General features: G+C 42.8%; 18 protein-coding genes and 1 tRNA gene. 10 read left to right on the top strand and 9 right to left on the bottom strand.

The features are described 5' to 3' along the window. Positions 1-295 precede the first annotated feature (295 nt). Positions 296-1,162, top strand: coding sequence for a hypothetical protein (locus AB3G73_RS09425; protein WP_148364703.1), 867 nt, complete (start codon positions 296-298; stop codon positions 1,160-1,162). Between the two features lie 128 nt (positions 1,163-1,290). Next, positions 1,291-1,503, top strand: a complete 213-nt coding sequence (locus AB3G73_RS09420; RefSeq protein ID WP_117934125.1) for a hypothetical protein — start codon at positions 1,291-1,293, stop codon at positions 1,501-1,503. A 73-nt stretch (positions 1,504-1,576) separates the two neighbouring features. On the opposite strand, the gene AB3G73_RS09415 is transcribed toward AB3G73_RS09420, so the two are convergent. From AB3G73_RS09415 to AB3G73_RS09375, 9 genes are all read right to left on the bottom strand, one after another. Then, positions 1,577-2,146, bottom strand: a complete 570-nt coding sequence (locus AB3G73_RS09415) for a PepSY-associated TM helix domain-containing protein (RefSeq protein WP_004321502.1) — start codon at positions 2,144-2,146, stop codon at positions 1,577-1,579. Between the two features lie 21 nt (positions 2,147-2,167). After that, positions 2,168-4,375, bottom strand: coding sequence for a S46 family peptidase (locus tag AB3G73_RS09410; RefSeq protein WP_367744637.1), 2,208 nt, complete (start codon positions 4,373-4,375; stop codon positions 2,168-2,170). After that, positions 4,372-6,561 (bottom strand): zinc-dependent metalloprotease, encoded by a 2,190-nt coding sequence (locus tag AB3G73_RS09405; RefSeq protein WP_320979700.1) that lies wholly within the window; start codon positions 6,559-6,561, stop codon positions 4,372-4,374. Before AB3G73_RS09405 ends, AB3G73_RS09410 begins: the two co-directional genes overlap by 4 nt. 44 nt (positions 6,562-6,605) lie before the next feature. Then, a complete protein-coding gene (locus AB3G73_RS09400) occupies positions 6,606-8,171 on the bottom strand; it encodes a DUF6850 family outer membrane beta-barrel protein (RefSeq protein ID WP_367744634.1) in 1,566 nt (521 codons plus the stop codon). Positions 8,172-8,262: 91 nt separating this feature from the next. After that, a complete protein-coding gene (locus AB3G73_RS09395; RefSeq protein WP_195649541.1) occupies positions 8,263-9,450 on the bottom strand; it encodes a DUF4876 domain-containing protein in 1,188 nt (395 codons plus the stop codon). 8 nt (positions 9,451-9,458) lie between these two features. Next, entirely contained in the window at positions 9,459-12,437 is a 2,979-nt protein-coding gene (locus tag AB3G73_RS09390) for a TonB-dependent receptor (protein WP_259023259.1), read from the bottom strand. 23 nt (positions 12,438-12,460) lie between these two features. Continuing rightward, positions 12,461-13,531, bottom strand: a complete 1,071-nt coding sequence (locus AB3G73_RS09385) for a FecR family protein (RefSeq protein WP_367744630.1) — start codon at positions 13,529-13,531, stop codon at positions 12,461-12,463. A gap of 79 nt (positions 13,532-13,610) precedes the next feature. Further along, positions 13,611-14,183 (bottom strand): sigma-70 family RNA polymerase sigma factor, encoded by a 573-nt coding sequence (locus AB3G73_RS09380; RefSeq protein WP_122137782.1) that lies wholly within the window; start codon positions 14,181-14,183, stop codon positions 13,611-13,613. A gap of 282 nt (positions 14,184-14,465) precedes the next feature. After that, positions 14,466-14,539: transfer RNA gene (locus tag AB3G73_RS09375), tRNA-Ala, on the bottom strand. Positions 14,540-14,654: 115 nt separating this feature from the next. Between AB3G73_RS09375 and AB3G73_RS09370 the strand changes: the two genes are divergently transcribed. From AB3G73_RS09370 to AB3G73_RS09335, 8 genes are all read left to right on the top strand, one after another. Further along, complete coding sequence (locus AB3G73_RS09370; RefSeq protein WP_195358337.1) at positions 14,655-14,957, top strand: DUF4286 family protein; 303 nt, start codon at positions 14,655-14,657, stop codon at positions 14,955-14,957. Beyond that, a complete protein-coding gene (gene ruvC / locus AB3G73_RS09365) occupies positions 14,954-15,520 on the top strand; it encodes a crossover junction endodeoxyribonuclease RuvC (RefSeq protein WP_004300848.1) in 567 nt (188 codons plus the stop codon). The genes AB3G73_RS09370 and ruvC overlap by 4 nt, the downstream gene beginning before the upstream one ends. A gap of 47 nt (positions 15,521-15,567) precedes the next feature. After that, positions 15,568-17,574, top strand: coding sequence for a type I pullulanase (pulA, locus tag AB3G73_RS09360; protein WP_148364707.1), 2,007 nt, complete (start codon positions 15,568-15,570; stop codon positions 17,572-17,574). A gap of 382 nt (positions 17,575-17,956) precedes the next feature. Next, positions 17,957-19,609, top strand: coding sequence for a sialate O-acetylesterase (locus AB3G73_RS09355; protein ID WP_320979315.1), 1,653 nt, complete (start codon positions 17,957-17,959; stop codon positions 19,607-19,609). A gap of 22 nt (positions 19,610-19,631) precedes the next feature. After that, positions 19,632-21,047, top strand: coding sequence for an MFS transporter (locus AB3G73_RS09350; RefSeq protein WP_148364709.1), 1,416 nt, complete (start codon positions 19,632-19,634; stop codon positions 21,045-21,047). Between the two features lie 38 nt (positions 21,048-21,085). Beyond that, positions 21,086-22,216 (top strand): endo-1,4-beta-xylanase, encoded by a 1,131-nt coding sequence (locus tag AB3G73_RS09345; RefSeq protein WP_148364710.1) that lies wholly within the window; start codon positions 21,086-21,088, stop codon positions 22,214-22,216. Between the two features lie 27 nt (positions 22,217-22,243). Then, positions 22,244-23,221, top strand: a complete 978-nt coding sequence (locus AB3G73_RS09340; protein ID WP_148364711.1) for a glycoside hydrolase family 43 protein — start codon at positions 22,244-22,246, stop codon at positions 23,219-23,221. A gap of 37 nt (positions 23,222-23,258) precedes the next feature. Then, positions 23,259-25,397: an alpha-glucuronidase gene (locus AB3G73_RS09335; protein ID WP_148364712.1), complete on the top strand. Its 2,139-nt coding sequence runs from the start codon at positions 23,259-23,261 to the stop codon at positions 25,395-25,397. Positions 25,398-25,420: the final 23 nt, after the last annotated feature.

The raw sequence follows: 25,420 nt of genomic DNA, 5'->3' as shown, positions 1-25,420 counted from the left end.
TATCTTTCTTTTCAGAAAAAAGAAGTATATTTGCAATCAAGGACCGGACCTTTGACAGCCGGACTTGTATTTATAGGACATTTAATTTATCTAACAGGAAACTAGCAATTTTCAAACAGATGATAAATCAAATGTCCGTGCCAAGCTTATATCCTTATCGATATATAAGTTTTGGTGCGGGCATACTGTATTTTCATCTGTCGGTTTTGCTAGTACCGCTGTTGGGAAATATATGTATCGTTCGCACCTTTTTTATATTTGGTTGCGACGTATACATCTAAAAACAAAACGAGGTATGACAACAAAACAATGGATTGGTATTGAAGAAGCAGCAACCAAGTATCAGGTATCTACCAGACGTATTATTACTTGGTGTAAAAGACAGGAGATTATTTATTCAGAAATCGGTGATTATCTGATGCTTGATGAAAACAGTCTGACGGATTGTCTTGAACGAAATATCCGGTTCAGTCTTTCCGAAGAAGAACACAAACGCCGGATGGATGAGAAGATGAAGGAAAATGAAGAGGAACTTTTTCTGCTTCAATCGCTGAAAGAGTTGACCCCATTGATTCGGTTAATAATAAAAGAGCTTGCCGGAATGATAAGAAATGATGAAAGACGGCAACTGTTTCTCTATACCGTCTTGCAAGGAAACATCAAGGATTTTAGTGTCCGGAAACACATGAAATATCGTCAAGCGCAGAAAGTATTTGAGGGACTTGTACAGGAAATAAAATCTCAAGCGGGATTCCTTAGGACTTATAAGGAAGAAAATATCCGCCTTAGAGCAACAATAAGGGCGTATGAAATGAAATCCCGCCAGAATGGCTTTGATAATGATATGCTCATGAGGGAGGCAGAAGAGACGAATCCGGAAATTTTTATTCCCGAAGATATAAAAGCGGCAAAGGCTTTGCTCGATACTCCTATCACAGAATTGAAATTCGATATTCGGTCGCAGCGGATCATTTCTGAAGCTGATATAAAAACACTCCGGGAACTGCTACAAATCACTTCTCAATATGGGTTTAGGAAATTGCGTGATATGTTACGGAATTTCGGGCTGGTTTCACAAAAGAAAGTGGAAAAACGCTTGAAAGAGCTGAATGTACTGGACGTTGCCGGTAACTGTAATTTATATAGGTATCTGGATGAATGACACAGATTGGGCTGGAGTGTTTCTTTGATAGTATAATAACATGACTGATTTCTTCAAAAATCATTAAAATAGAAAACTTTTCTTCGTTTGTATTGTCTTATAGCCATAAACTTTTAAAACGAGAACTTATGGATGATATGATTAACAGGCATGATTCGATAGCCGAAGAAAATATCGAACCGAATGGTCGTCCGGCTAAGAACCAGTTTGAGGAATGGAGTGGCGAGGTTGCCGACCGTGCCGATGACGCATTTAAGAATGACAAGAAAGACGGTCCCATTAAAGACCGTGAGAAACGTATAAAAGAAATGGACGAAGTGATTAAAAAGGACCTTGAATAAAGGTCCTTTTTTGTTTTCTGCGATACGGAAAGATAGTACAGAAAGATGCATACGGATAAATAAAAATAAGAAATTATACTATCATCCAGTAAATCAATATAGGTATTAAAATTCCTATTATCGTTAGAATTCCGCCGATGCCCCACAATCCCTTTTTCCCGGGAACAATCAGTAACCCGGTGATGAGCAAAATAAACATGAGTAAGAGGAATGCATCGGAGGTTATTGTCCATAAAGAACCCGGATTGCGATGTAACTTATTCAATGCGGTTAGGAAAGCGGGACGATGCATTTCTTTGATAAATGCCTGCTGGCTGGTTGCATCCAACTTGATTACCAATTGCTCTTTGCCAAAGATGGTCAGTTTGTTTTTACTGAGGCTGAAACGGTTATACAGGTCGGGATTGCATGAGAGATCGGAGATAATCTTTCGTGCATCGGCTTCTGTAAAATCGTCTTTATTGGCAGGGAGCTGGAATATATAGTCCACTGTGCGTTCCTTTTTCTGATTCATGAATGTAAATTCTTTCCGGTGGTTGAGCAGGAAGCCGGAAAGGAGATAGACAAACAGGATGCCTGCACAAATGAAAGATACATAACGGTGCGTTAAACGTAAGTATTTTAGAGTTTTGGGAGATAACATTTTTATATAGAATTTACTAAGTTAGTGAATGTCCAATTCGTTTAATATGTATTGGGAATGTGAGTATTGCTCCAAAGTCCATAATACATAGCGGATATCTACTGCGATGTTACGGCTTTTCTCATTGCCTGCAGTTTCGTAATCGGAACTAAGTCCCTGCCAGATACGGTCGAAGTTGATACCCACCACTTCTCCTTTGGCATTCAATACCGGACTGCCCGAACTACCCGAAGTGGTATGTGCATCTGTCAGGAAACAACAGGTGGGTGTCACTTTCTGGTTAAAGTAGTTACTGGGTTGGCGTTGTTCGATGAGTTTGACGAAACGTGCCGGCAGATTGAAGTCCTTGTTTCCGGCATAAAGGCGATGACGGCTGAGCATTCCGTCAACAGTTGTAAATGGAGTATAGATGACTCCTTCGCTGGGAACGGCTGCCTTTACTTTTCCCGTAGAATAACGCAGGGTGCGGTTAGCGTCAAATGCAATTTGTGTCCCCTTGTTCTTTTCAGCGTATGCTTGCAGATACAAGGAGTAGAGTTTCATGTTTTTATTCTGATACGCTTGTTTCAAACGGTTTATTTTTTCTACATACACCAGATAGAAACCGAGTGACAACTGATACAGCCCATCTTGTGACAGTGCAGCTGTTCCTTGTGTCGGTACACTGTCCAGAAGTGCGAGCATACTTTCCTGATTACGCAAGGGGGAATGATCGTACAGGCTGTCTATATAGGCAGAAAGATGTTGAGGGTAATGCTTTTCTACCTTTTTCAATGCTGTGGAGTAGAAAATAGAATCTACGTGATCCAGATAATAAGCCAACATCTTTTTCATGATATATTTGTCGTCTTCAGGTCTGAAATCACGATAGAATGCTACGGTAAGCGGTTTCAGTTTGCGGATTTCTCCTTTCATGGCAGTCTTTACATTTTTGCCTTTTCTTTGTTCCATTTGCACCAGTTTTTCAAATTTTCCGGCAAAAGGGATGACGTTGGCACCGTAAAGTGCGACTTCGCGAAACATCTGGTCTGTGAAGTTCAGTTGGGTAAGACGTTCGTAGTTTGCTTTCATATCATCGAGCAATGTTGCCCCGTAGCGTTGCGTACGGGTGTCATCAGACAGAATCCATTCTGTCATCGCCTGTTCCTCCTGCTGTTTCCGGGCAATGATGCCGGATTCTTTCACACCACTGATCTCACCAATTGATTTTAGATAGACATTAGCAGCACTTCCGGCCTTAATGTTATAGTAGGAATAAAGCGAGTCGGCAGCCGTTTCTTTACGTTGTGTGTAGAAGTCGAGCTTGATTTTGGCAATATCTGCTTCTGCTTGCGTGTCTTTGAATACAATTTTCTCAAGGGCGAACGAAGGGACATATTGCCTTGTTTGTGCAGGATATCCGGCAACCATCACAAAATCATCGGGCTTCACTCCTTTGGTAGAGATAGACAAATGAGCGTCGGGTTGATAGGGGCGGTTCTGCTTGTTGTAGGCTGCCGGTTGGTTTTTATCGTTGGCATAAACGCGCAAGATGGCGAAATCGGCGGAGTAACGGGGCCATTGCCAGTTGTCTGTGTCGCCTCCGAATTTCCCTATCGAGATGGGGGGAGCGGCTACGATACGCACATCCTTGAAGCAGCGAAAGACAGCCAGGATGTATTGTCTGCCACCAAATAAGGAGTAGATTTTTCCTTCTACACCGCGACCTTTGGCTTGGGATTTGACAATTTTATTCCCGTTCTCATTGATCTTTTGGGTAAGTGCCTGATCGGTAAGATTTCCAGTATCTTGTGTGATTTCCGTCGTTACGTCTTTGATAGTGATTAATTGATTGACCTGTAAATTCGGAAGATAAGTCTCTTCGCTGCGTTGGGTAGCCCAGCAGCCATGCTTCACGTAATCGTGGTTTGCATCGGAGATATGTTCGAGATAACGTGCGACACAGTGGAAGTTGGTCAATACCAGTCCTTCACCGGAGATGAAAGAGGCACTGGCAGAGGGAGAAAATGTACTGTTGTCATAACTTAATGAAAGGATAGCATTCGACAAGCACGACTGGTTGATGTCGTAAATGTCTTTTTCACTAAGACGCAATCCCTGTTTTTTCATTGTCTGATGTACTTTTCCTTGTATTTGAGTAGGTAGCCAGAAGCCTCCATCGGCATGCACGGGTTGTATGCACAACAGGCAGAGGAGGTAGAAGGCGGAAATAATGGTAGTTAGCTTCATTGTATTTTGTTTTTTAAATAATTATTCCAGGTAGAAGGATTAGTTGTTAACTGTTCGCGGATGCGGGTAAGATGCTCGCTGACCGTCGGGGAGAAGAGTACACTGAAAGAGGAGGTACGTGCTTCTGTTAGCAATGATTGCAAGGTCTGGAGATAGCTTTCCTGCAAATGTCGTGTGAATATGTCCGGTGTCTTGTCCGTAAAAAGATAGTTGGCAGAGACTTCCAGATAATGGGCGTAGGTAAATCCTGCTGGTGTTTCGTTCGAAGAGATTCGTTCGGCAATGATTCTGCCAAACATCTTTTCAATAATTGTCTTTTGTGCTTTTATGATGGCTTCGGTTGGGTTGCCGGCATATTTGCATACGGCATCCGTCCGTAGGAAGTTGTATCCGCCAAGCAGTTCTTTCCAAAGAAATTCGACAGCTTTTCCGGATACTTCATCGGAGAAACCAATAAAAGGAATCACACGTTCCAGATGGTCGAAATAGGCTTGCTGCAAATCGGTATAGGTGGCGGGCATCTCCTCAAACGGGTTATCTGTCAGACTTTTTTTGTTCCATTCCGGCAATTGCGTCAATATTTGTTGAAGGTTGCGGATTCCGTAGGTTGCCGATGCGACAGGGTCGTTGCCGAGATCGGAGGTTTGAACGGTAGGATCAGTGGGGATGGTGCTCGGTGCCATGCGTCCGCAATGATACATGGGGTCGTTTTGTTTTTCATCTATCCATCCGGCTACAGTTCGGGTGTTCTCGCGGGAGAGATAGGCGTATCCGATACGGATGGCGTATCGGTCGTACACTCCCAACAGGGGAGGTAATACGTAACGGACGCCGTCTCCCGGTTGGGCGACATAATTGAACCGGGCATAATCCATGATGGACGGGGTGGTGCCGTAACGTTCTGTAAATTCCGGACGGCGCAGGTCTTCTGTATTATAGGCATACGAGGCTTTGAAATTATGTTCCAGTCCGAGGCAGTGGCCTATCTCATGGGCGGCGGCGTAACGGATTAATTGTGCCGTTATGTCATCCGGTAGTGTTTTCGTGCGTGCCGCAGGATGGTAGGCTGATGTTTGCAGGAAATACCATTTGCGTAGCAGGGCTATGACATTACTGTGAAACAACACATCTGCTTGCAGAATTTCTCCTGAACGCGGGTCTACCCAGTGTTTCCCCATTGCGTTCGGGAAATCGCTGACTACATATCGGAAACAGTTGAAACGTATATCGTTCGGATCGAACTCCGGTCCGGCTTCGGCGTATGTCTTTGCTTGCATAACTTCTTTAAAACCAATCTCTTCGAATGCTTTGTTCCAATCCAGTATTCCTTTGCGTATGGCTTTTTTCCAAAGAGGAGGGAAGGCATCGTCTATATAAAAAACGATGGGTTGTTGAGGCTTCACTTGTTTGCCTTGCAAATAACTGCGTACATCTTTAGGAGAGGGGACAATCCGGAAGCGGGTGATGTAGTTTTCCGCTGCGATTGAGGAAGTATCGAAGTCGAATTTCCGTTTAGGGATATTGTCATATCCTACCCGGGCATCGTGTATACGTGGTTGCATGGGTTGCTCAGGCAGTAGTAACAGCGATTTCCGTATCGTAGTGAGGAAAGGCTGGGTGGTTCCTTCAAAACCATACTGTACGCTGACTTCCAGGTTCTTTTCGTGGACGTCTACCTGAAGTATTTTATTGAGTTGGGGCAGGGAACGTCCTGGTGACGTTTTCCCTCCAAAAGGGTCTACACCTTCTATGGGCTCACTAAGAAATTTGCTCCAGTTTACAACAATCGAGCTGTCTGTCTCCTGTTCTATTTTCCAGGATTCCGCTATGGGAGTGATGGCATTGCGCGCATAAGCCGGATATGAAAGATGAGTTGTGTCCTCACATAAGTTTTTGGAGTCGGGACGTAACAAATATAACTGTTCTTTGTCATATTTGAAACGTATCCATACCGGATCATAAAGTCGCTGGCCTGCATAAAGTTTGACTTTATTATTGGGAGAACTGACGGTCATCACACGGGCTGCTAACAGAAAATCCCGGTTTATCAATCGTTTGGGTATTTCTACCAAACATCCTTTGGCGTTTTGCCGGATGTGAAACATGGGGGCAGAGTTACCCCAAAGGAGGGTGGGAAAGAGCAGCAGGAGTAGCAACCGAAGTTTGTTATTGGCAATTCTCATCATGATTGGTGTAAATTATCTGGTTGGTTTTTGTGGGGTGAGGAAGGTTAATGGTACAGTCCGAGACTTATTCCGAACATTTTGGAATCGGTTTTCTTGTCGGTCTTCAGATATGCTCCTGTGGCTTTGACGAACCACACGTTGGTGTGTTTCTTTATAGTTACAGGCATTTGATATTGTATTTGCAGTTTTCCGTGCGCATACGATGCTCCATAATAGGTCATGTCGGGTAAAAGCACACTTTGGGCGTATTCAGTGGACGGATCGTTGAGTGACAGGTCCGATGATAGCGAAATGTGATATCCGGCTTCTGCTTCTATCCATAATGAACGGTTGTTTTTGCGCAGGAATGAATATCCGCCTTCCATGCAGATAGTTGCCTGACGGACTGTAAGCGATGAAGACGGAAGATTGTATTGATCTTCTACCGATTGGAAATAGGCGCGTGCACCTGCGTAGGCTGTGGCTTCTCCGGTGTGATGATTACTCCACAACAGGCGGTAGTGCAGATTGGCATTGAGTAAATCGACGGTGTAACGTTCGTCATACGTGAGAAGTGTGTTCCAGTAGGAGGATTCGATACCTGTTACCGGATCTTTTTCTATTATTTTTTCCTGACGGTATTCGTCGGCTTTTCCTGTCTGATAATTAATGGAAATGTCGATGATGTGTTCTGTGCGTCCGGATTTGATCCGGTTCATAGAAAGCAGGTTGTAGGTGGTGGTGTGATATTTTCCCGGTGAATATTTGATGTCTCCCCATACGTCTTCGTTGCCTTTGGCGTATGAAAGGGTGGTAAGCGTTTGAATCCGTTCGTTCTTATATTGATAAGACAATTCACCGCCAAATTCATGGTTGACGAATTCACGTTCAAAACCGGAGTAACCACCAGTGGTACCATCTGCATTTTCCATTCCGGTGAAGGTGTAGTATTTGAGGTTCGGATCGGTTTGTACGGTGGTGATGTTGGGGATTTTTTCTTTTCTGCGATGGTAATAACCGCTAAGACCCAGCGAGTGTTTGTTCCACGTGTAGGTGACGGCAGGAGTCAGTTGATAGTCTGCCAGATTGGTGCGTGAACGGGGGTCTTTCAGTCGGGAAAGATCTCCTACTTTATAATCCAGTCGTGCGCCGAAAGTGAAGTTTTTGATAGGCAGAGTGGCTAACGCTGCCGAGAGGTCGAAGTTCTGGAAGTCGTACTTTCCTTTGATGGAGCTTCCTGAAAAGTAAGGATTGGAGTGGTGGCTACGCAATACGTCGCTCCATGAACGGTTGAATTGCCGTCCCATGTCAAAGGTAAAACGCCCGTATCCGTAGAGAAATTTCCCAATTTTTTGGTATCGTTCTGAAGTGAACAATAATTTGTTTTGCTCATCACCGTCCTGAACCCGATAGTGTGTGCCTTGCTGATGAGAGAATTCGAAATAACTGATTCCCCGGTTGGTCAGCGTATCCAAAGAGAGCCCGGCAGGATTCAGGGTACGTCTCCATAACTGGGTAGCATCGGCGTACTCGTATTTTTCTTTTGTCTGTAATTCGATATCTTGGGCATGTATGTACAGTGCAGTTACCATCAGACCGGTAAAGAGTATATATCGATGGTTCATCATCATTTCTGAATTGGTTTAATTATTTCGTGAAGTAGTTGAAGAGACTGTACCGGAAGGTTATATGTTCTTGGGGCACAGTCTCTTTTGTTTTCTATTATTTGTATTCCTTCGGTTTGATTTCACTTGATACGGCAAAATCGTTACTGCTGTTATTGGTATCAGCAAGAATGGTGCGCCCGTTTTCTGTCTTGGCTGTTTTGCGGTAAACTACTTCTCCGGTATATCCGGTGGTAGCCTCCGTGTATTGATAGCCTGCATCAATATAGTTGTAAAGACGTTTAGTGTTTTTATCTACTCCCGTACTTTTGTTTTTCAAACATTCTACACCATCCATTATGTATTTTACAGGGGTTTTGACAAACTTGCTTCCTTTATCCTTGCCGTCAACGTATACAGTTTCCCATGAGGTCACATCTTCATCTGTACTGAATAATACAACAGAACAGGGGCCACCTTGTACCAGGTTCATATTACTGATTGTGGGAAATGTTGTATATATCAGTTCCACAGCCGGGGTTGCAGGATTGTTGGTTGTTTTCCCCTGCGTATCTTTAGCCTCAAAGTCGGCTTTGGATAAATCTACTTCATTATTTCCTGTGTGGTCGATGGCGCTATTGGCAACGATTATCGAGGCTCCCGGTGCAACTTCTGCGACTACATTAGATGGGAAACGGTAAATCTGCTTTAGGTAAATATATTCCGGTGTGGAGCCAAGCGTATATGCAGGAGTACTTTCCGACTCTACCAGTCCGAAATAAAGTCCGGCTATATCAACGGTTTGGTCCGAGTTATTAAAGAACTCAATGTACTTACCTGCCAGATAATTTTTATTATTGTTGTCTTTGGTTCCTGCATAGTAAACTTTGCTGATAACAATTGATTGTTTGGCAGAAATACTTGTTTGAAGTTCGATGGTTGCTGACGAACCGACAGTATATTTCAATAGACTGCCGGAAATCACATAATTTTCATTTTGCGGATCGTTGCCTGTCATTTCTTCATATTCTTCTGCAGTGATTTCGCAGGAAGTAGAGATGTCATACAAATCGGGAATCACTCCTTCGAAAGTGGCTATACCTTTTTCGTTTGTAATGGCGGTGTATTTACCCATTGTAACAGTGTGCCCTGTATATAGAATGTCGGACTTGAATCCTTCGGGCATGGATACTTTCACTTGTACGGTCAATGCTTGTGTGGCATTGTCGTCAGAGGAACATGCAGCCATGATAACTGTGACAGCCGCAAACATCATTTTTGTAATAAAAGAAATTGTTCTATTCATATTGTGATTTATAAATTAAAGAATAATTCGACACCAAAACTGAAATTACCTGTATTACGCTGTACTAGCGTGTTGGAGGTAGAGTTTTTGAGAAAAGGTTCGTAAAAGAGTATGTTGTTGGCATAGAATGAAATGCCGCCTATATTGCCCAGCTCCTTGGTGAGGCGTCCCGCCATTAACCATGTAATAGGGGCTTTGCTTGGCACATTGTCTTTAGGATTCTTGCGTTGGCTTTTCAATGATACTCCTTTTATTTTGTAGTTCTCATCTGCCAGCATATCTGCTGTTATTTCATGATAAGAGAGGTCTGTGTCTATCCATCCGATAGGGTCCATCGGAGGATTGTTGCTCTTGGAATAATTGTACCAGATGGCTTGTGTTGAGAACGAAGCTACCATACGCAGTGCCGGGATATTGGTCACAATCCGCAGAGTGTTCGTAAAGCGGCGGTAAGTGCTATAGTTTAGCCCGGATGGATATACAATTTTGAATGGAATGGTATTGGTTACCTGATATTCAGTAGGTAGATCGGTAGGATTGCTACTGTTGATGTCTGTAGAGTAGGTCTTGGATTCCATATATGCTCCTGACAGATAGAATGAAGTGTGCAGTGCCGGAATCTCGCCGAAGTCAAAGTCCATTTCTATCCCTTTATTGATAGAGACATTCGTGTTTCCTATTTTACCGGTCGTACTGAGTACAAGGTCCGTGCGTTCTGGATTATCCCAATCTATTTTTGTAGCTTGTCCAGGAGTGATAATCAGTCCTTTTTCCGCAGAATAATAGTTGGCTGTATACGTAAAATATTCTGTGGCCGATCCGAATCCGTTAGCGGTTTTATCATGATAACCGATGAGGCTTAATTTATGCTTGTCCGATAACTTTATGTCGAACCCTGCCTCCCATTTGCGATTGGTCGCATTCTTCAATCCTTTAGTTCGTTGCACGTTGTACACTTGGGTGTGGTACATCAATATTTGTCCGACTTTGTCGTCTTGAGGCATATAATTGGCAGCTACACGGTCGATGTACTTTTTGTCGGGATAGAGATAATCTAAACCGGGAGTTTTTGAGTTGAGTCCGAATCCTCCACGGATATTCAGCCATTTGTTGACGGAGAACGAAGCATTTACACGGGGAGAGAAAGAAAAGGTTGCTTCATCCGCCCACGGCTGTAAGGTGGTGAAACGTCCGCCTAACTGTATTTTCAGAAATCTGTTTTCTGATATATCCCAACGGAAGTTATCTTCTATGTAAGCGGCCATCTGATGGATGCTCGGAATATCGGAGAAAGGACGGGGACGTCCGTTACTGTTGGGTTGCAATGGGTAACGGTCGTCATCATTATAATATCCGCGGGCATTATTCCAGTCGTAGTGGTATTCCACTCCCATTTTGAAGTTCTGATATGTTTTCTTTGATTTTACGAAGAACGTGTTGCTGACTTTGGCATATACATTTCCGGGACGGCTAAGGGAACCTCCGCTTGCCTGATATGAGCTTTGCTCGAAAGGCACATTATAATACCCTGTTTCTGTGGCAGTAAGTATCGGTAGCAACCCGGACGAATTGGCAACAATGGCGCTCTTTTCCATCTCTGTTTGAGTATAGCTGACACCTAATGTGTAATTAACAGTACGTGAGAATGGTTTATTAATTGATAGTTTGCCATTATGGCTTAGTGAGAACAGCTGGTTGCGATTCTTTTGAAAAGTGCCGTCGTCGATGGCATCCGGGTCTTTTCCATTCCAGTCTTTGCCCATCATGTAACGTACCTTTGTGTCTGTATGCCAGATACGTGAAAAATCTTTGCTGTATCCCAAGCTAAAGGTGTAACGGTCGAATGACTTTGTTTTCTGGCGTGGATCTCCCCATGCTTGTGCATAGTCGAGATTGAAATTCAGGATACCGGCATCTTTGTTTAAACGCAATCCTTTACCGAGCGAGTAATTCATTGTTCCGGGATTTATCTTTCCCTTGATCTGCCAGGGAGTTTGTCCGATTTTGGAATGAACAACTACAAGTCCGGAGGTTAAATCACCGTATTCGGCAGAAGGAATACCACGGATTATTTCTACGGATTCAATATCGTCCGCACTAATTTGGCGTAAGTCTGTTCCGACAAATGCGGTACTTGAAAATCCTCCTTGCGATAGTGTACCATTGTTGGACATGGGAACTCCGTCCATTATGATACTCGAACCGAAGGCATTGGTGTTATTGTTAACAAGAGTACGGAGCTGTACATTGGAACGGGATGTCAGATCTGTATTTTTCATTAAGTGCCCCGGTATGAGTTGCATCACATCATCAAGGCTCATAGCCTGTAAATGGTCTATCGCTTGTCTGCCTATAATGGAGCTGGTAGATTCTCCGGCCGCATTTTGTTTTGCTACCACTACTACCTCTTTCAAAGCTAGCGAAGTGGGAGACATGCGGATCGTCAGATCCAGGTTTTGTTCAACGTTGATTTCCCGTTGCACAGTCTCGAAGCCTACATACGAAATATTTAATATGTATTTTCCTGTGGGGACATTTTTTAGTACAGCCTTTCCCTCCATGTCGGTTGCGGCATAAGCTCCTAGCGGATTAAGAACGCAGGTTGCCATTGGTAGCGGCTGTTTGTTTCCCCTTTCCAATAACAGGATATGGATGTCATGAGTGGTGGTTTGCTTTTGAGCAGGATAGAGTAGAATAACGGATTCATTGATTTCGTACGTCAGTCCTATTTGCTTGCAAAGGTTGTTGAGTAAAGTGCTCAATGATGTCCCTTGCGGATAATTGAGTGTTACAGTCTGTTGGCCATTAATATTCTTCTCTTCATAGACAAAATGTACATTGGCAGCTTGCCGAATCTGGGTCAGTGCGGTACGTACCGGGATATTCCGTACTGATATGACCACATTTTGGTTTTGTGCCGATACATTGGCGGCAAACAGGATAATGGCTACTGTTTGCATCATCCGGATTAAAAGATATTTTTTCATATTTGAACAACGCTTTTTCCTGTTTAATATTGGGGACGGTTCTCTGTTATCTCAATAACATTTCCCTTCTGTCTGAAGTGTACATTAGAAATTTTGGATAATATATCTACTGCTTTTTGTAATGGTTGGTCGCGGAAGATGACTCCTGCAAACTTTCGTTCACGCAATTGCGGGTCGGTAAAGGTTATGTTGACGTTATACCAGCGCGAAAGTTGTTGCACAATAGTTTCCAGTGACGTATCGGTATATTCGTATATACCGTTTGCCCAGGAAGTATATTCCTGTACCTGAACTGTTTGTGTATTAATTGTTTTTGATTGTATGACAGCTTGCTCACCGGGTGAAAGAGATTTTTGTTCTGTCCCTTTCTTTTCCTCGCAGTATACTTTTACGGCTCCTTCTTCCAAGGTTACGGTAGTTTGATTCTTCTCGTAAGTATTGACATTAAACCGTGTTCCTACTACTTCTACTATACCGTACGGGGTATGTACAATGAAAGGATGGAGCGTATCTTTGGCAACTTCAAAGAGAGCTTCTCCTGTGAGGTAGACTTCTCTTTTATTACCGGTAAAAGAAACGGGATAAGTAAGGCGGCTTTCGGCATTGGCGTGTACACGTGTACCGTCTGAAAGCACGAGTTTATATTCTCCTCCTCTGGGTACATTTAAAATATGCTTTCCTGCATTCTTTTGTATACTCGTTTGAGTGTCGTATCTTAATTCTTTTTCTGTATTTTGAGCAACTTGCATGCCGTTTGCATTAAATATAGATTTATCTTGCGACAGCAGGTCGTAAGATTCTCCGTTATTTACAAACAGGGTTGCTTTCTGTTCCCCTCTGTGTGCAAATAGAGATTGGTCATATTCTGTGAGTGTGTAAAAACTGAAAGCTGCTATTAACAGGCAGGCAGCGGCAGTGCTGCTCCAATAGGTGTACATTCGTATCCGTTTACGGTGGCGGATGCGTTGCTGGATTGATTCCCATGCTTGTGCTTCATCGCATTGTGCCGCAAATTCATTTACCCGTTTCAACCGGTACCAGTTGAGCAAAGTAATCAGATTTTTCTCCGTTTTATTATGATCTTCTTGATTCATCTTTTCTCTCGTTTTATTATATGATCCGGAATTGTGTAAAATGGGTGTCAAAAACGAGAGACTTTTTTTCTTGGAAGATTTATGATAGGTTTATCAAGAATAAAGATACTAGAAGTAATTTCTCGTTTTTACGCAGTTTCTTCATCGCTCTGGCAAGATAAGTCTTTAATGTATTGACGCTGATATGCAGTTCGCTAGCTACTGCTTTATAGCTTTTGTTTTCAATAACGACACCATAGAGTGCTTTCTTTTCTTGTTCGGGCAATGCTGCTAAAGCTTTTTCCAACTCCTTTTCTTTTTGTTCACGTTCATTCTCTTCAAGGCTTTCACATATATATAGGTATTCTTCTTCGTTTAGAAGAATATCGCTGGAGTCTATCTTTTCTCGTTTTTCAATGAATTTCAGTGATGCATTGCGAATACAGAGATAGGCATATCCTTTCAGATTGTCAGTAATGGTTTTATAGAGCTTTTTTTCCCAGAATGAAATAAAAAAACTTTGAACGATATCTTCGGATTCGGAAAAGTCATCTGTAATCTGTACTGCATACATACATAAACGGATATAGTAACGCTGAAAGAAAAGGTTGAAAGCCTTCTCCTTATCCGTGCTGAATAGACTTACTAATTCTTTATCCGTTAAATGATTCATTTTTATAATAGAATTACGCAATGCAAAATAACATAAAAATCTTAAGATATAATACTTCTTGTTTATGTTTTTATGATAAAACGTCATTGAAATACCTATTTGTAGGTATTTGATATCTTTTTGAAAGTGTAGATGTTCAGTCGGAAATGCAGCTGTAAGGCCGGAAACATGGGAGATTTAGGCGTTTTTTTCTATGAGTTTTTCTTTTGAAGGGAATAGAGGGATGGAATAGTTATAAAAAAGAAAAAAGAGTTCTGTTTTAGAACCCTTCTGCGATGTTTGTGGAGCGTATCGGACTCGAACCGATCACCTCGACACTGCCAGTGTCGCGCTCTAGCCAGATGAGCTAACGCCCCTTTTCTATCTTATATGATAACGTTTGTAAACGAATCTTTTTTGTTGCCGCAAATATAATGCATTATTCTGAAATAATTGCTATGTTTGCGGTAAATAATAGTATGAAATTAAGATATGCTGATTTATAATACAACTTTTCAAGTGGACGATGACGTTCACGACAATTTCATGATTTGGATAAAAGAAAGCTATATCCCTGAAGTACAGAAACACGGTGCTTTAAAAGCACCGCGTATTTGCCGGATATTGAGTCATCGGGAAGAAGGAAGTGCGTATTCTTTGCAATGGGAGGTGGAAAGCAGTGGGTTGCTGCATCGTTGGCATCTGGAACAGGGAGTACGTCTGAATGATGAACTAACAAAAATATTTAAAGATAAAGTGATCGGGTTTCCGACCTTGATGGAGGTGATAGAGTGATTCAACCGGTAAAAGAAAAGATAATCCTGGGGATTGACCCCGGTACGACAATCATGGGATATGGTGTTCTAAGAGTGAAAGGAACCAAGCCTGAAATGATTGCGATGGGGATTATCGACTTGCGTAAATTTGCCAACCACTATCTGAAACTTCGCCATATCCATGAACGGGTATTGAGCATTATTGAAAGTTATCTGCCTGATGAGCTGGCTATTGAAGCTCCTTTCTTCGGTAAAAATGTACAATCGATGTTGAAGTTGGGCCGTGCACAGGGGGTAGCGATGGCAGTAGCATTGAGCCGGGACATTCCGATTACGGAATATGCTCCTTTGAAGATAAAGATGGCTATCACCGGAAACGGTCAGGCATCAAAGGAACAGGTGGCGGATATGTTACAGCGGATGTTGCGCTTTCCCAAAGAGGATATGCCTACTTTTATGGATGCAACGGACGGATTGGCAGCAGCCTATTGTCATTTCCTGCAAATGGGGCGGCCGACAATGGAAAAAGGTTATAATAGCTGGAAGGATTTTATAGCGAAGAATCCGGATAAGGTGAAGTAAAGCGACTGATTATAGGGATAGATAGGAAATATCTAGGGGAGGTTTAAATGAAGATGGGAAGTAATTATTTAGCAATATTAGGGGTGACTACAGTGACAACAGTAATGAGCTGCTCCCCTGCGAAAAAGGAATATGCTTCTTTTGAGCTGTATCCGGTTCGTACGGGAAGTCTTATGGAAATGGAATATACGCCGTTGGCAACCAAATTCTATCTTTGGTCACCAACTGCAGAAGAAGTACGCCTGATGCTATATGATGCCGGTGAAGGCGGACATGCTTATGAAACAGTAAAGATGGAGCCCACAGAAGATGGAACCTGGACAACTTCAGTAGATAAGAACCTGCTTGGTAAATTCTATGCCTTCAATGTAAAAATCAATGATAAATGGCAGGGAGACACGCCGGGAATCAATGCACATGCTGTCGGAGTGAATGGGAAACGTGCCGCCATTATTGACTGGAAGACTACAAATCCCGAGGGATGGGAGAGTGACAGACGTCCTTCTCTGAAATCTCCTGCTGATATGATTATCTATGAAATGCATCATCGTGACTTCTCGGTTGATTCTACTTCGGGAATTAAGAATAAAGGTAAATACCTCGCATTGACTGAACACGGGACCATGAATTCGGATCGGTTACTGACCGGTATCGATCACTTGATAGAACTGGGAGTGACACATGTACATCTTCTTCCTTCCTCTGACTATGCTTCTATCGACGAAACAAAACTGGAAGAAAACCACTATAACTGGGGATATGATCCGGCGAATTATAATGTGCCGGATGGCTCTTATTCAACTGATCCTTATCAACCTGCCACTCGTGTGAAAGAGTTCAAACAGATGGTACAAGCACTGCATAGAGCTGGTATCCGTGTGATAATGGATATGGTTTATAATCATACTTTTAATACTGTTGAAAGTAACTTCGAACGTACTGTTCCCGGTTATTTTTATCGTCAGAAAGAAGACGGGACATTGGCAAATGGTTCCGGATGCGGTAATGAGACGGCAAGTGAACGCCCTATGATGCGCAAGTTCATGATAGAGTCCGTTCTTTACTGGATAAAAGAATATCATATTGACGGTTTCCGCTTTGACTTGATGGGAGTACATGATATTGAAACCATGAATGAGATCCGGAAAGCTGTGAACAAGGTTGATCCTACCATCTGTATTTATGGAGAAGGTTGGGCAGCCGACACTCCCCAATATCCGGCAGATTCGTTGGCTATGAAAGGGAATGTTTCCCATATGCCCGGAATTGCCGTATTCTCGGATGAATTGCGTGACGGGCTTTGCGGACCTGTATGGAAAAAAGAGAAAGGTGCTTTCCTTGCCGGAGTTCCCGGAGCAGAAATGAGTGTTAAATTCGGTATTGTGGGTGCTATTAAGCATCCGCAAGTACGGTGTGATTCCGTCAATTACAGTCAGAAACCGTGGGCGGAACAGCCTACCCAGATGATTAGCTATGTTTCCTGTCATGACGGTTTGTGCCTTGTTGATCGCTTGAAAGCAAGTATGCCGGGAGCTACTCCCGAACAACTGGTCCGGCTTGATAAGCTTGCGCAAACAGTAGTCTTCACTTCGCAAGGTATTCCTTTTATCTATGCAGGAGAAGAGGTGATGCGCGATAAACAAGGAGTGGACAATAGTTATAAGAGTCCGGATGCAGTCAATGCTATCGATTGGCGACGTAAAACGACGAACGGAGATGTTTTCATGTATTATAAACGACTCATAGATTTGCGTAAGTCCCATCCCGCTTTCCGTATGGGAGATGCGGAAAAGGTCCGGAAGCATCTGGAGTTTCTTCCGGTGGAAGGACAAAACCTGATTGCATTCCGCCTGAAGGATCATGCGAACGGAGATAGTTGGGAAGATATTATCGTGGCTTTTAATTCCCGTATGACTCCTGCGCGTTTGGAAGTGCCTGTTGGTAAATATACAGTGGTATGCAAAGACGGCGTGATAGATGTGCGTGGATTAGGTACGCAAACCGGGCCGGAAGTGATTATTCCCGGACAGTCTGCATTGATCATGTATAAGTAACTTTTGTTTGAAGACAGAGAATCTTTCCGGTATACATTTCAATAACAATTTCGGTAAATCTACCTGCTTTATGAATATTTAGCGGGGCAATTCTTAATGATTATTCATGAAAACGGATTGAATGAATAACAATAACTGCTGTAATCCGTTCTTGTTAAATCTTTCTTTTTCCTCCTGTTCATTGGTGGTTTCAGCTTGGATGTAACATCGCAACAAGTTTTTGTAACATACGTAAACGATGATGTAACAAGCGAGTAATGATTTGAATCAGAATTTCTGGGTAAGTGGGAAGAAACTTCCTAAGTTTGCAAAGTGGAATCCCGATGGATTTCTTCTCTTGCTAAATTATCATGAAATAAAGACATATAAAAGAAAAGACAGAATGAATAAGTATTGGTTTTATAAGGTAGGGTTAGTAGTTGTGTTCCTTTGCTTCGCCTTGTTGGGCGGAGCAAAGGTTAAACTTCCGGCTCTTGTTTCCGACGGAATGGTACTTCAGCGTGGGGAACCTGTCAATATCTGGGGAACGGCTGATCCTGATGAAACCGTTGATATAACTTTCCTGAAAAAGAAATATAAGACTGTTGCCGATGTACAAGGTAACTGGAAAGTGACTTTGCCTGTTTTGAAAGCCGGCGGACCTTATACGATGACCATTAATGATATCGAATTAAAAGATATTCTTATTGGTGATGTTTGGGTATGTTCGGGACAGTCGAATATGGAATTGCCTGTTTCACGGGTTACAGATCGTTTTCGCGATGAAATATCTACGGACAGTAACTATCCGATGGTGCGCTATATAAAAACACCTCTCCTCTATAATTTTCATGCCCCGCAGGCAGATATTCCGGGAATTTCCTGGCAGGCAATGACTCCTGAAAATGTGATGCCTTTCTCTGCTTTGGTCTATTTTTTCGCTAAAGATATCTATCAGAAAACAAAAGTTCCGGTAGGAATCATAAATTCCAGTGTCGGAGGTTCACCGGTAGAAGCGTGGATCAGCGAGGAAGGGTTGAAGCCTTTTCCATTTTATTTGAATGAAAAGCGTATTTATGAGGCGGACGATTTGATGGAGTCGATGAAAAGAGAGGAAAGGAAGAAAAGTCATGCCTGGAATGTGTCGTTATATCAGGGAGACAAAGGGATGCATGAGGCTACCCCTTGGTATGCTACCGATTATGATGATAGCAATTGGAAAGAAACGGATTTGTTTGCTTCTGGCTGGGCAACAAACGGACTGAATACCATCAATGGCTCCCACTGGTTCCGTAAAGACTTTCAGGTGTCTGCAAAACAGGCGGGAGAGAAAGCGACTCTTCGTTTGGGATGCATCGTCGATGCAGATTCAGTCTATGTAAATGGCACATTTGTGGGGTCTGTCTCTTATCAGTATCCTCCCCGTATCTATACCATTCCTGCCGGATTGTTGAAAGCCGGAAAAAATACAATAACCATACGCCTGTTCAGTTATGGCGGTCGTCCTCAATTTGTAAAGGAAAAGCCTTATAAAATCCTTTTCGGAAAAGGGCAGCCTGAAAAAGGAGGGTCGGAGATCAATCTGGAGGGGAGTTGGAAATATCACCTCGGTGCTCCTATGCCCGCTGCTCCGGGACAAACAGCTTTCCATTATAAACCCACAGGACTGTATAATGCCATGATTGCTCCTTTGCTGAACTATACGGTATCCGGTGTCATCTGGTATCAGGGAGAATCGAATGTTTCGCGCAGAAATGAGTATAAAGATTTGCTGACAGCCATGATTACCGATTGGAGACAACGATGGAATAAGTCGGATATGTCTTTTTATATTATTGAGCTGGCGGATTTTCTTTCACCCACAGATAAAGGAGGACGCGCTGCCTGGGCGGAATTCCGGAAAGCGCAGGCGGAAGTAGCCGATACAAATAAAAATGTTATTCTGATTAAAAACAGTGATTTAGGAGAATGGAATGATATTCATCCATTGGATAAAAAGACGCTAGGGAAACGAGTGGCAGCAGCTATCTTGATAGAAATGAATACGAAAAACTGAAAATGACCAATTTATCTATTTTATGGAGAATACAATAAAGACCAATGAAGCGAAAGGTTTCTATAAACTCTCTTGGCTTCAACGTATAGGATTCGGTTCCGGTGATTTGGCGCAAAACCTTATTTACCAAACCGTATGTATGTATCTGCTGATTTTTTATACCAATGTATATGGACTTAAACCGGAAGTGGCAGCCGTGATGTTTCTTATTGTCAGGATAGTGGATGTGCTTTGGGATCCTCTGGTGGGTGCTTTCGTCGATAAGCACAATCCTAAACTAGGCAAATACCGTTCATACCTTATTTGGGGAGGAATTCCGCTGACAGGTTTTGCTATTCTTTGTTTTTGGAACGGCTTTTCGGGCTCACTGTTCTATGCCTATTTCACTTACGTTGGATTATCCATGTGTTATACATTGATTAATGTGCCTTATGGAGCATTGAATGCGTCACTTACCCGTGATACGAATGAAATCACGGTGTTGACGTCAGTGCGTATGTTTCTTGCCAATTTGGGCGGTTTGGCCGTGGCATACGGTATTCCGATACTGGTGAAGGTGTTGTCTCCCGATGGTAAAATCAATACTACTGCATCTGCTAACGCATGGTTTATTACGATGACTATTTATGCTGTTATCGGATTGGTATTATTGGTGTTTTGTTTTAGCCAGACACAAGAGCGTGTAGTTATGAACCGGGAGGAGACTTCTAAAGTAAAAGTGTCCGACTTGTGGGTAGAATTTTGTAGAAATAAACCTTTGCGTATTTTGGCATTCTTTTTCATTACTGCTTTTGCAATGATGGCCATTGGTAATTCTGCCGGTTCATATTATATGATTTATAATGTACGTGCACCGGAGATGTTACCTTATTTCATGGCCTTGGGCTCGATACCCGCATTCATTTTCATGCCGATGGTACCTGCCATTAAACGTGCTATTGGAAAAAAGCAAATGTTTTATGTATTCCTTTCAGTCGCTATATTGGGTATGGCATTGCTGTATATTATTTCTGTGGTTCCGGTACTCAAAACACAGATATGGCTGGTCTTTGTGGCGCAGTTCATAAAATCTACCGGAGTCATTATTGCAACAGGGTATATGTGGGCTTTGGTTCCTGAAGTAATTTCGTATGGCGAATATACTCATGGTAAACGTATTTCGGGCATAGTCAATGCTTTGACTGGTATTTTCTATAAAGCGGGAATGGCTCTTGGAGGAGTTGTACCGGGACTTGTTATGGCTTTTGTCGGATTCGACCAGACAAATGAAGTGTCACAATCGCCTTTTGCCGAACAGGGAATACTGTGGCTCGTGGCCGTTATTCCGGCATTGTTACTTTTGGTAGCTATGTTCATTATTTCTAAATATGAACTGGAAGATAATGTGATTGACAATATTAATGAGGAGATAGAATCGCGCTGTAAGAAAGGCGAATAGATAAGATGTAGAATGTTTATTACTCAAAAATATAACGTATGAAACTCAAACGAATAATTCTGTTGTTATTGACAGTGATGTTTTCTTTTTCTTATGGAGAAGTGTTTGCGAAAGATGGAAATTCGCTGAAAAAGGCTTTGAAAAACAAGTTTTTGATTGGCGTGTCAGTGAACACACATCAAAGTTCCGGTAAGGATGTCGCAGCTGTTGAAGTTGTAAAGAAGAATTTTAATTCCATCGTGGCGGAAAACTGCATGAAGTCTTCTGTCATTCATCCGAAAGAAAATAAATATAATTTTACGCAGGCAGATGAATTTGTCAGTTTTGGTGAGAGCAATCAAATGGCTATCATCGGTCACTGCCTGATTTGGCATTCACAATTGGCCCCTTGGTTTTGCGTAGATAAGGATGGGAACAATGTTTCTCCGGAAGTCTTGAAGAAGCGGATGAAAGACCATATCACGACTATCGTGAAACGCTATAAAGGCCGCATCAAAGGCTGGGATGTAGTAAATGAAGCGATTGAAGATAATGGAGCATATCGCAAGACAAAGTTTTATGAGATTTTGGGGAAAGAATATATTCCATTGGCTTTCCAGTATGCACACGAGGCCGATCCGGATGCCGAACTTTACTACAATGACTACTCTATGGCTCAACCGGGCAGAAGAGATGCAGTCGTGAAGATGGTAAATGGTTTGAAAAAACGTGGAATCCGTATTGATGCCGTAGGTATGCAAGGACACATAGGCATGGACTACCCGAAAATCAGTGAATTTGAGAAGAGTATGCTGGCCTTTGCCGGAACAGGGGTAAAGATAATGATAACAGAGCTGGATTTGACGGTGATACCATCACCGAATCCCAATGTAGGTGCAGAAGTTTCCGCTTCCTTTGAATATAAAAAAGAGATGAATCCTTATCCGGATGGATTACCGGAAGAGGTATCGAAAGCATGGACTGAAAGAATGAATGACTTTTTCCGTCTGTTCCTGAAGCATCATAACCTCATCACCAGGGTTACTCTTTGGGGAGTAGCCGATCAGAACTCTTGGCGTAATGACTGGCCGATGAGAGGCCGCACGGATTATCCGTTACTTTTTGATCGCAATTATCAGCCGAAGCCGGTAGTCGACCTGATTATCAAAGAGGCTGAAAAAACAAAATAAGTTTCTAACAGAAAAAATAGAAATAATATGAAAACAGAAAAAAGATATTTAGTTCCCAGTGATTATATGGCTGACCCTGCCGTACATGTATTTGATGGCAAACTGTATATTTATCCCTCGCACGATTGGGAAAGTGGTATTGCCGAAAATGATAATGGCGATCATTTTAATATGAAAGATTATCACGTGTATTCTATGGATGATGTGATGAACGGTGAAATAAAAGATCATGGAGTGGTGCTTTCCACAGAGGATATTCCTTGGGCGGGCCGTCAACTTTGGGATTGTGATGTGGTTTGTAAAGATGGTAAGTACTATATGTATTTTCCATTGAAAGATCAGAATGATATATTTCGTATCGGGGTAGCTGTGAGTGATAAACCTTATGGTCCTTTTATACCGGAAGCTAATCCGATGAAGGGAAGTTACAGCATCGATCCGGCTGTATGGGATGACGGAGATGGTAACTATTATATGTATTTCGGTGGATTGTGGGGTGGACAACTTCAACGTTACCGTAATAATAAAGCCTTGGAATCTGCTATTTTGCCGGAAGGAGAGGAGGAAGCAATCCCGTCGCGTGTCGCTCGTTTGAGTGAAGATATGATGGAGTTTGCCGAAGAACCCCGTGCAGTGGTAATTCTGGATGAAAACGGCAAGCCGTTGACAGCAGGGGATACGGAACGCCGTTTCTTTGAAGCTTCGTGGATGCATAAATATAATGGCAAATACTATTTCTCCTATTCTACGGGAGATACTCATCTGCTCTGCTATGCAATAGGTGATAACCCTTATGGGCCGTTTACTTATCAGGGAGTCATTCTGACTCCGGTGGTAGGATGGACTACTCACCATGCTATTGTAGAGTTTAAAGGTAAGTGGTATCTGTTTCATCACGATTGTGTGCCATCAGAGGGAAAGACATGGCTCCGTAGCCTAAAAGTCTGTGAACTTCAGTATGATGCAGACGGGCGAATCATTACTATCGAGGGAAAAGATGAATAATAGAATACATTAAAACAACCGCCTCTATCTGAAAAATATGCCTAGAAATATATTTGCATTGATATTCACTATCCTTTTTTGCTTTTCTTCTATTTGGGCAGAAGATGGAAGTGCCTTGTGGCTTCGTTATGCATCGGGAGCGAAAGCGGAAATCACCAGCAAGAAACAATCACCTACATTACGTATTGCGGTTTCCGAATTACAGAACTTCTGGCAGGGAGGAATCTCGGTTACTTTGGAGGTTCGGAGCAATAAAGAACTTCGTGCACTTGGAAATGAGGGATATACGATTCAGACCTCCAAAGGTGGCAATCAAATAACGATAGCTTCTTGCGGTGAACAAGGAGTACTTTATGGAACTTATCATTTACTCCGTCTGCAAGCTACCGGACAACTACCGGAATCAGCTTTGCAATCCCTCAATATCTCTGAACGACCTGATTATCGAATTCGTATCCTGAATCATTGGGATAACTTGGATGGTACAATCGAACGCGGATATGCCGGACATTCACTTTGGAAATGGGACGAACTTCCGTCTGTTGTCTCTCTCCGTTATGAAGCCTACGCTCGTGCCAATGCTTCTATCGGCATTAATGCCACCGTAATAAACAATGTCAATGCAAGTCCTAAGATACTATCTAATGATTATTTGCAGAAAGTCAAAGTCTTGGCCGACGTTTTCCGCCCTTATGGCTTGAAAATATATCTTTCTATCAATTTCTCTTCTCCCGCAGCTTTAGGTGGTTTGTCCACTTCCGATCCGTTGAATAAAGAAGTGATAGACTGGTGGAAGCAGAAAGCCAAAGAGATTTATTCTCTGATTCCCGATTTCGGAGGTTTCTTGGTGAAAGCGAATTCCGAAGGGCAGCCCGGTCCATGTGACTACGGACGCACTCATGCCGAAGGAGCCAATATGCTTGCCGATGTGTTGAGGCCCTATCATGGTATTGTGATGTGGCGCGCTTTCGTTTATTCTCCTACTGACAGCGACCGTGCCAAACAAGCCTATCTTGAATTTGAACCTTTGGATGGTAAGTTCCGGGACAATGTTATTGTGCAGATCAAAAACGGTCCGATAGATTTCCAGCCCCGTGAGCCATTCAGCCCGCTGTTCGGAGCTATGAAGAAGACGGCAGTTATGCCCGAGTTTCAAATCACACAAGAGTATCTTGGCTTTTCCAATCACCTTGCGTTCCTTGCTCCTATGTGGAAAGAATGTTTAGATAGTGATACTTATCTACAAGGCAAAGGCTCCACCATTGCCCGTGTGACGGATGGTTCGTTATTCCCTCATCCGCTCACGGCTATTTCCGGAGTGGCAAACATCGGTGATGATACTAATTGGTGTGGACATCCTTTTGCCCAAGCTAACTGGTATGCTTTCGGACGCTTGGCATGGAAGCATTCGCTCTCTTCCGAACAGATAGGAAATGAATGGTTGAAACAGACTTTTCTTCCCGTTACCGGTGCGCAAATCGATACTCCGGCAGGAGAAGTCATTCAAAAAGAGCAAATTGACGCTGAACTCTCCTTTCTCAACTCCCAAGTGCTTCAGAAATCGAGAGAAGCAGTAGTAGACTACATGATGCCTCTCGGCTTGCATCATATCTTTGCATGGGGACATCATTACGGACCGGAACCCTGGTGTGATATTCCCGATGCCCGCCCGGATTGGCTACCTCCTTATTACCACCGTGCCGACAACATGGGAATAGGTTTCGACCGCAGCAGTACAGGAAGTAATGCTACCGGACAATACCATTCTCCATTATGCGAGCAACTGGACAATGTGAATACCTGTCCGGAGAATCTGCTCCTTTGGTTTCACCATGTCCCTTGGAATCATCAGATGAAGAGCGGGCGTACACTTTGGACAGAACTGTGCTACGCGTATGATCGTGGTGTAAACGAAGTGAGAAACTTTCAAAAAGTGTGGGACAGGATGGAACCGTATATTGATTTCGAACGTTTTCGTGATGTGCAACACCGCCTGAAGATTCAGGCACGGGATGCTGTCTGGTGGCGGGATGCTTGTTTGCTTTACTTCCAGCAATTCAGCAGACAACCGATACCTTACGAATTGGAACCTCCCATACACGAGTTGAAAGATATGATGGAATACAAATTGGATATTACCAATTTTGAATGTCCACCTTATGGGTTTAGTAAGTAAACAAAGATATTCCCTATACGGAA

Source organism: Bacteroides sp. L008, assembly GCF_040812255.1.
GTDB lineage: Bacteria > Bacteroidota > Bacteroidia > Bacteroidales > Bacteroidaceae > Bacteroides > Bacteroides vicugnae.
Note: the sequence above shows the minus strand (reverse complement) of the source record. Positions and strands in the feature narration are given on the sequence as shown.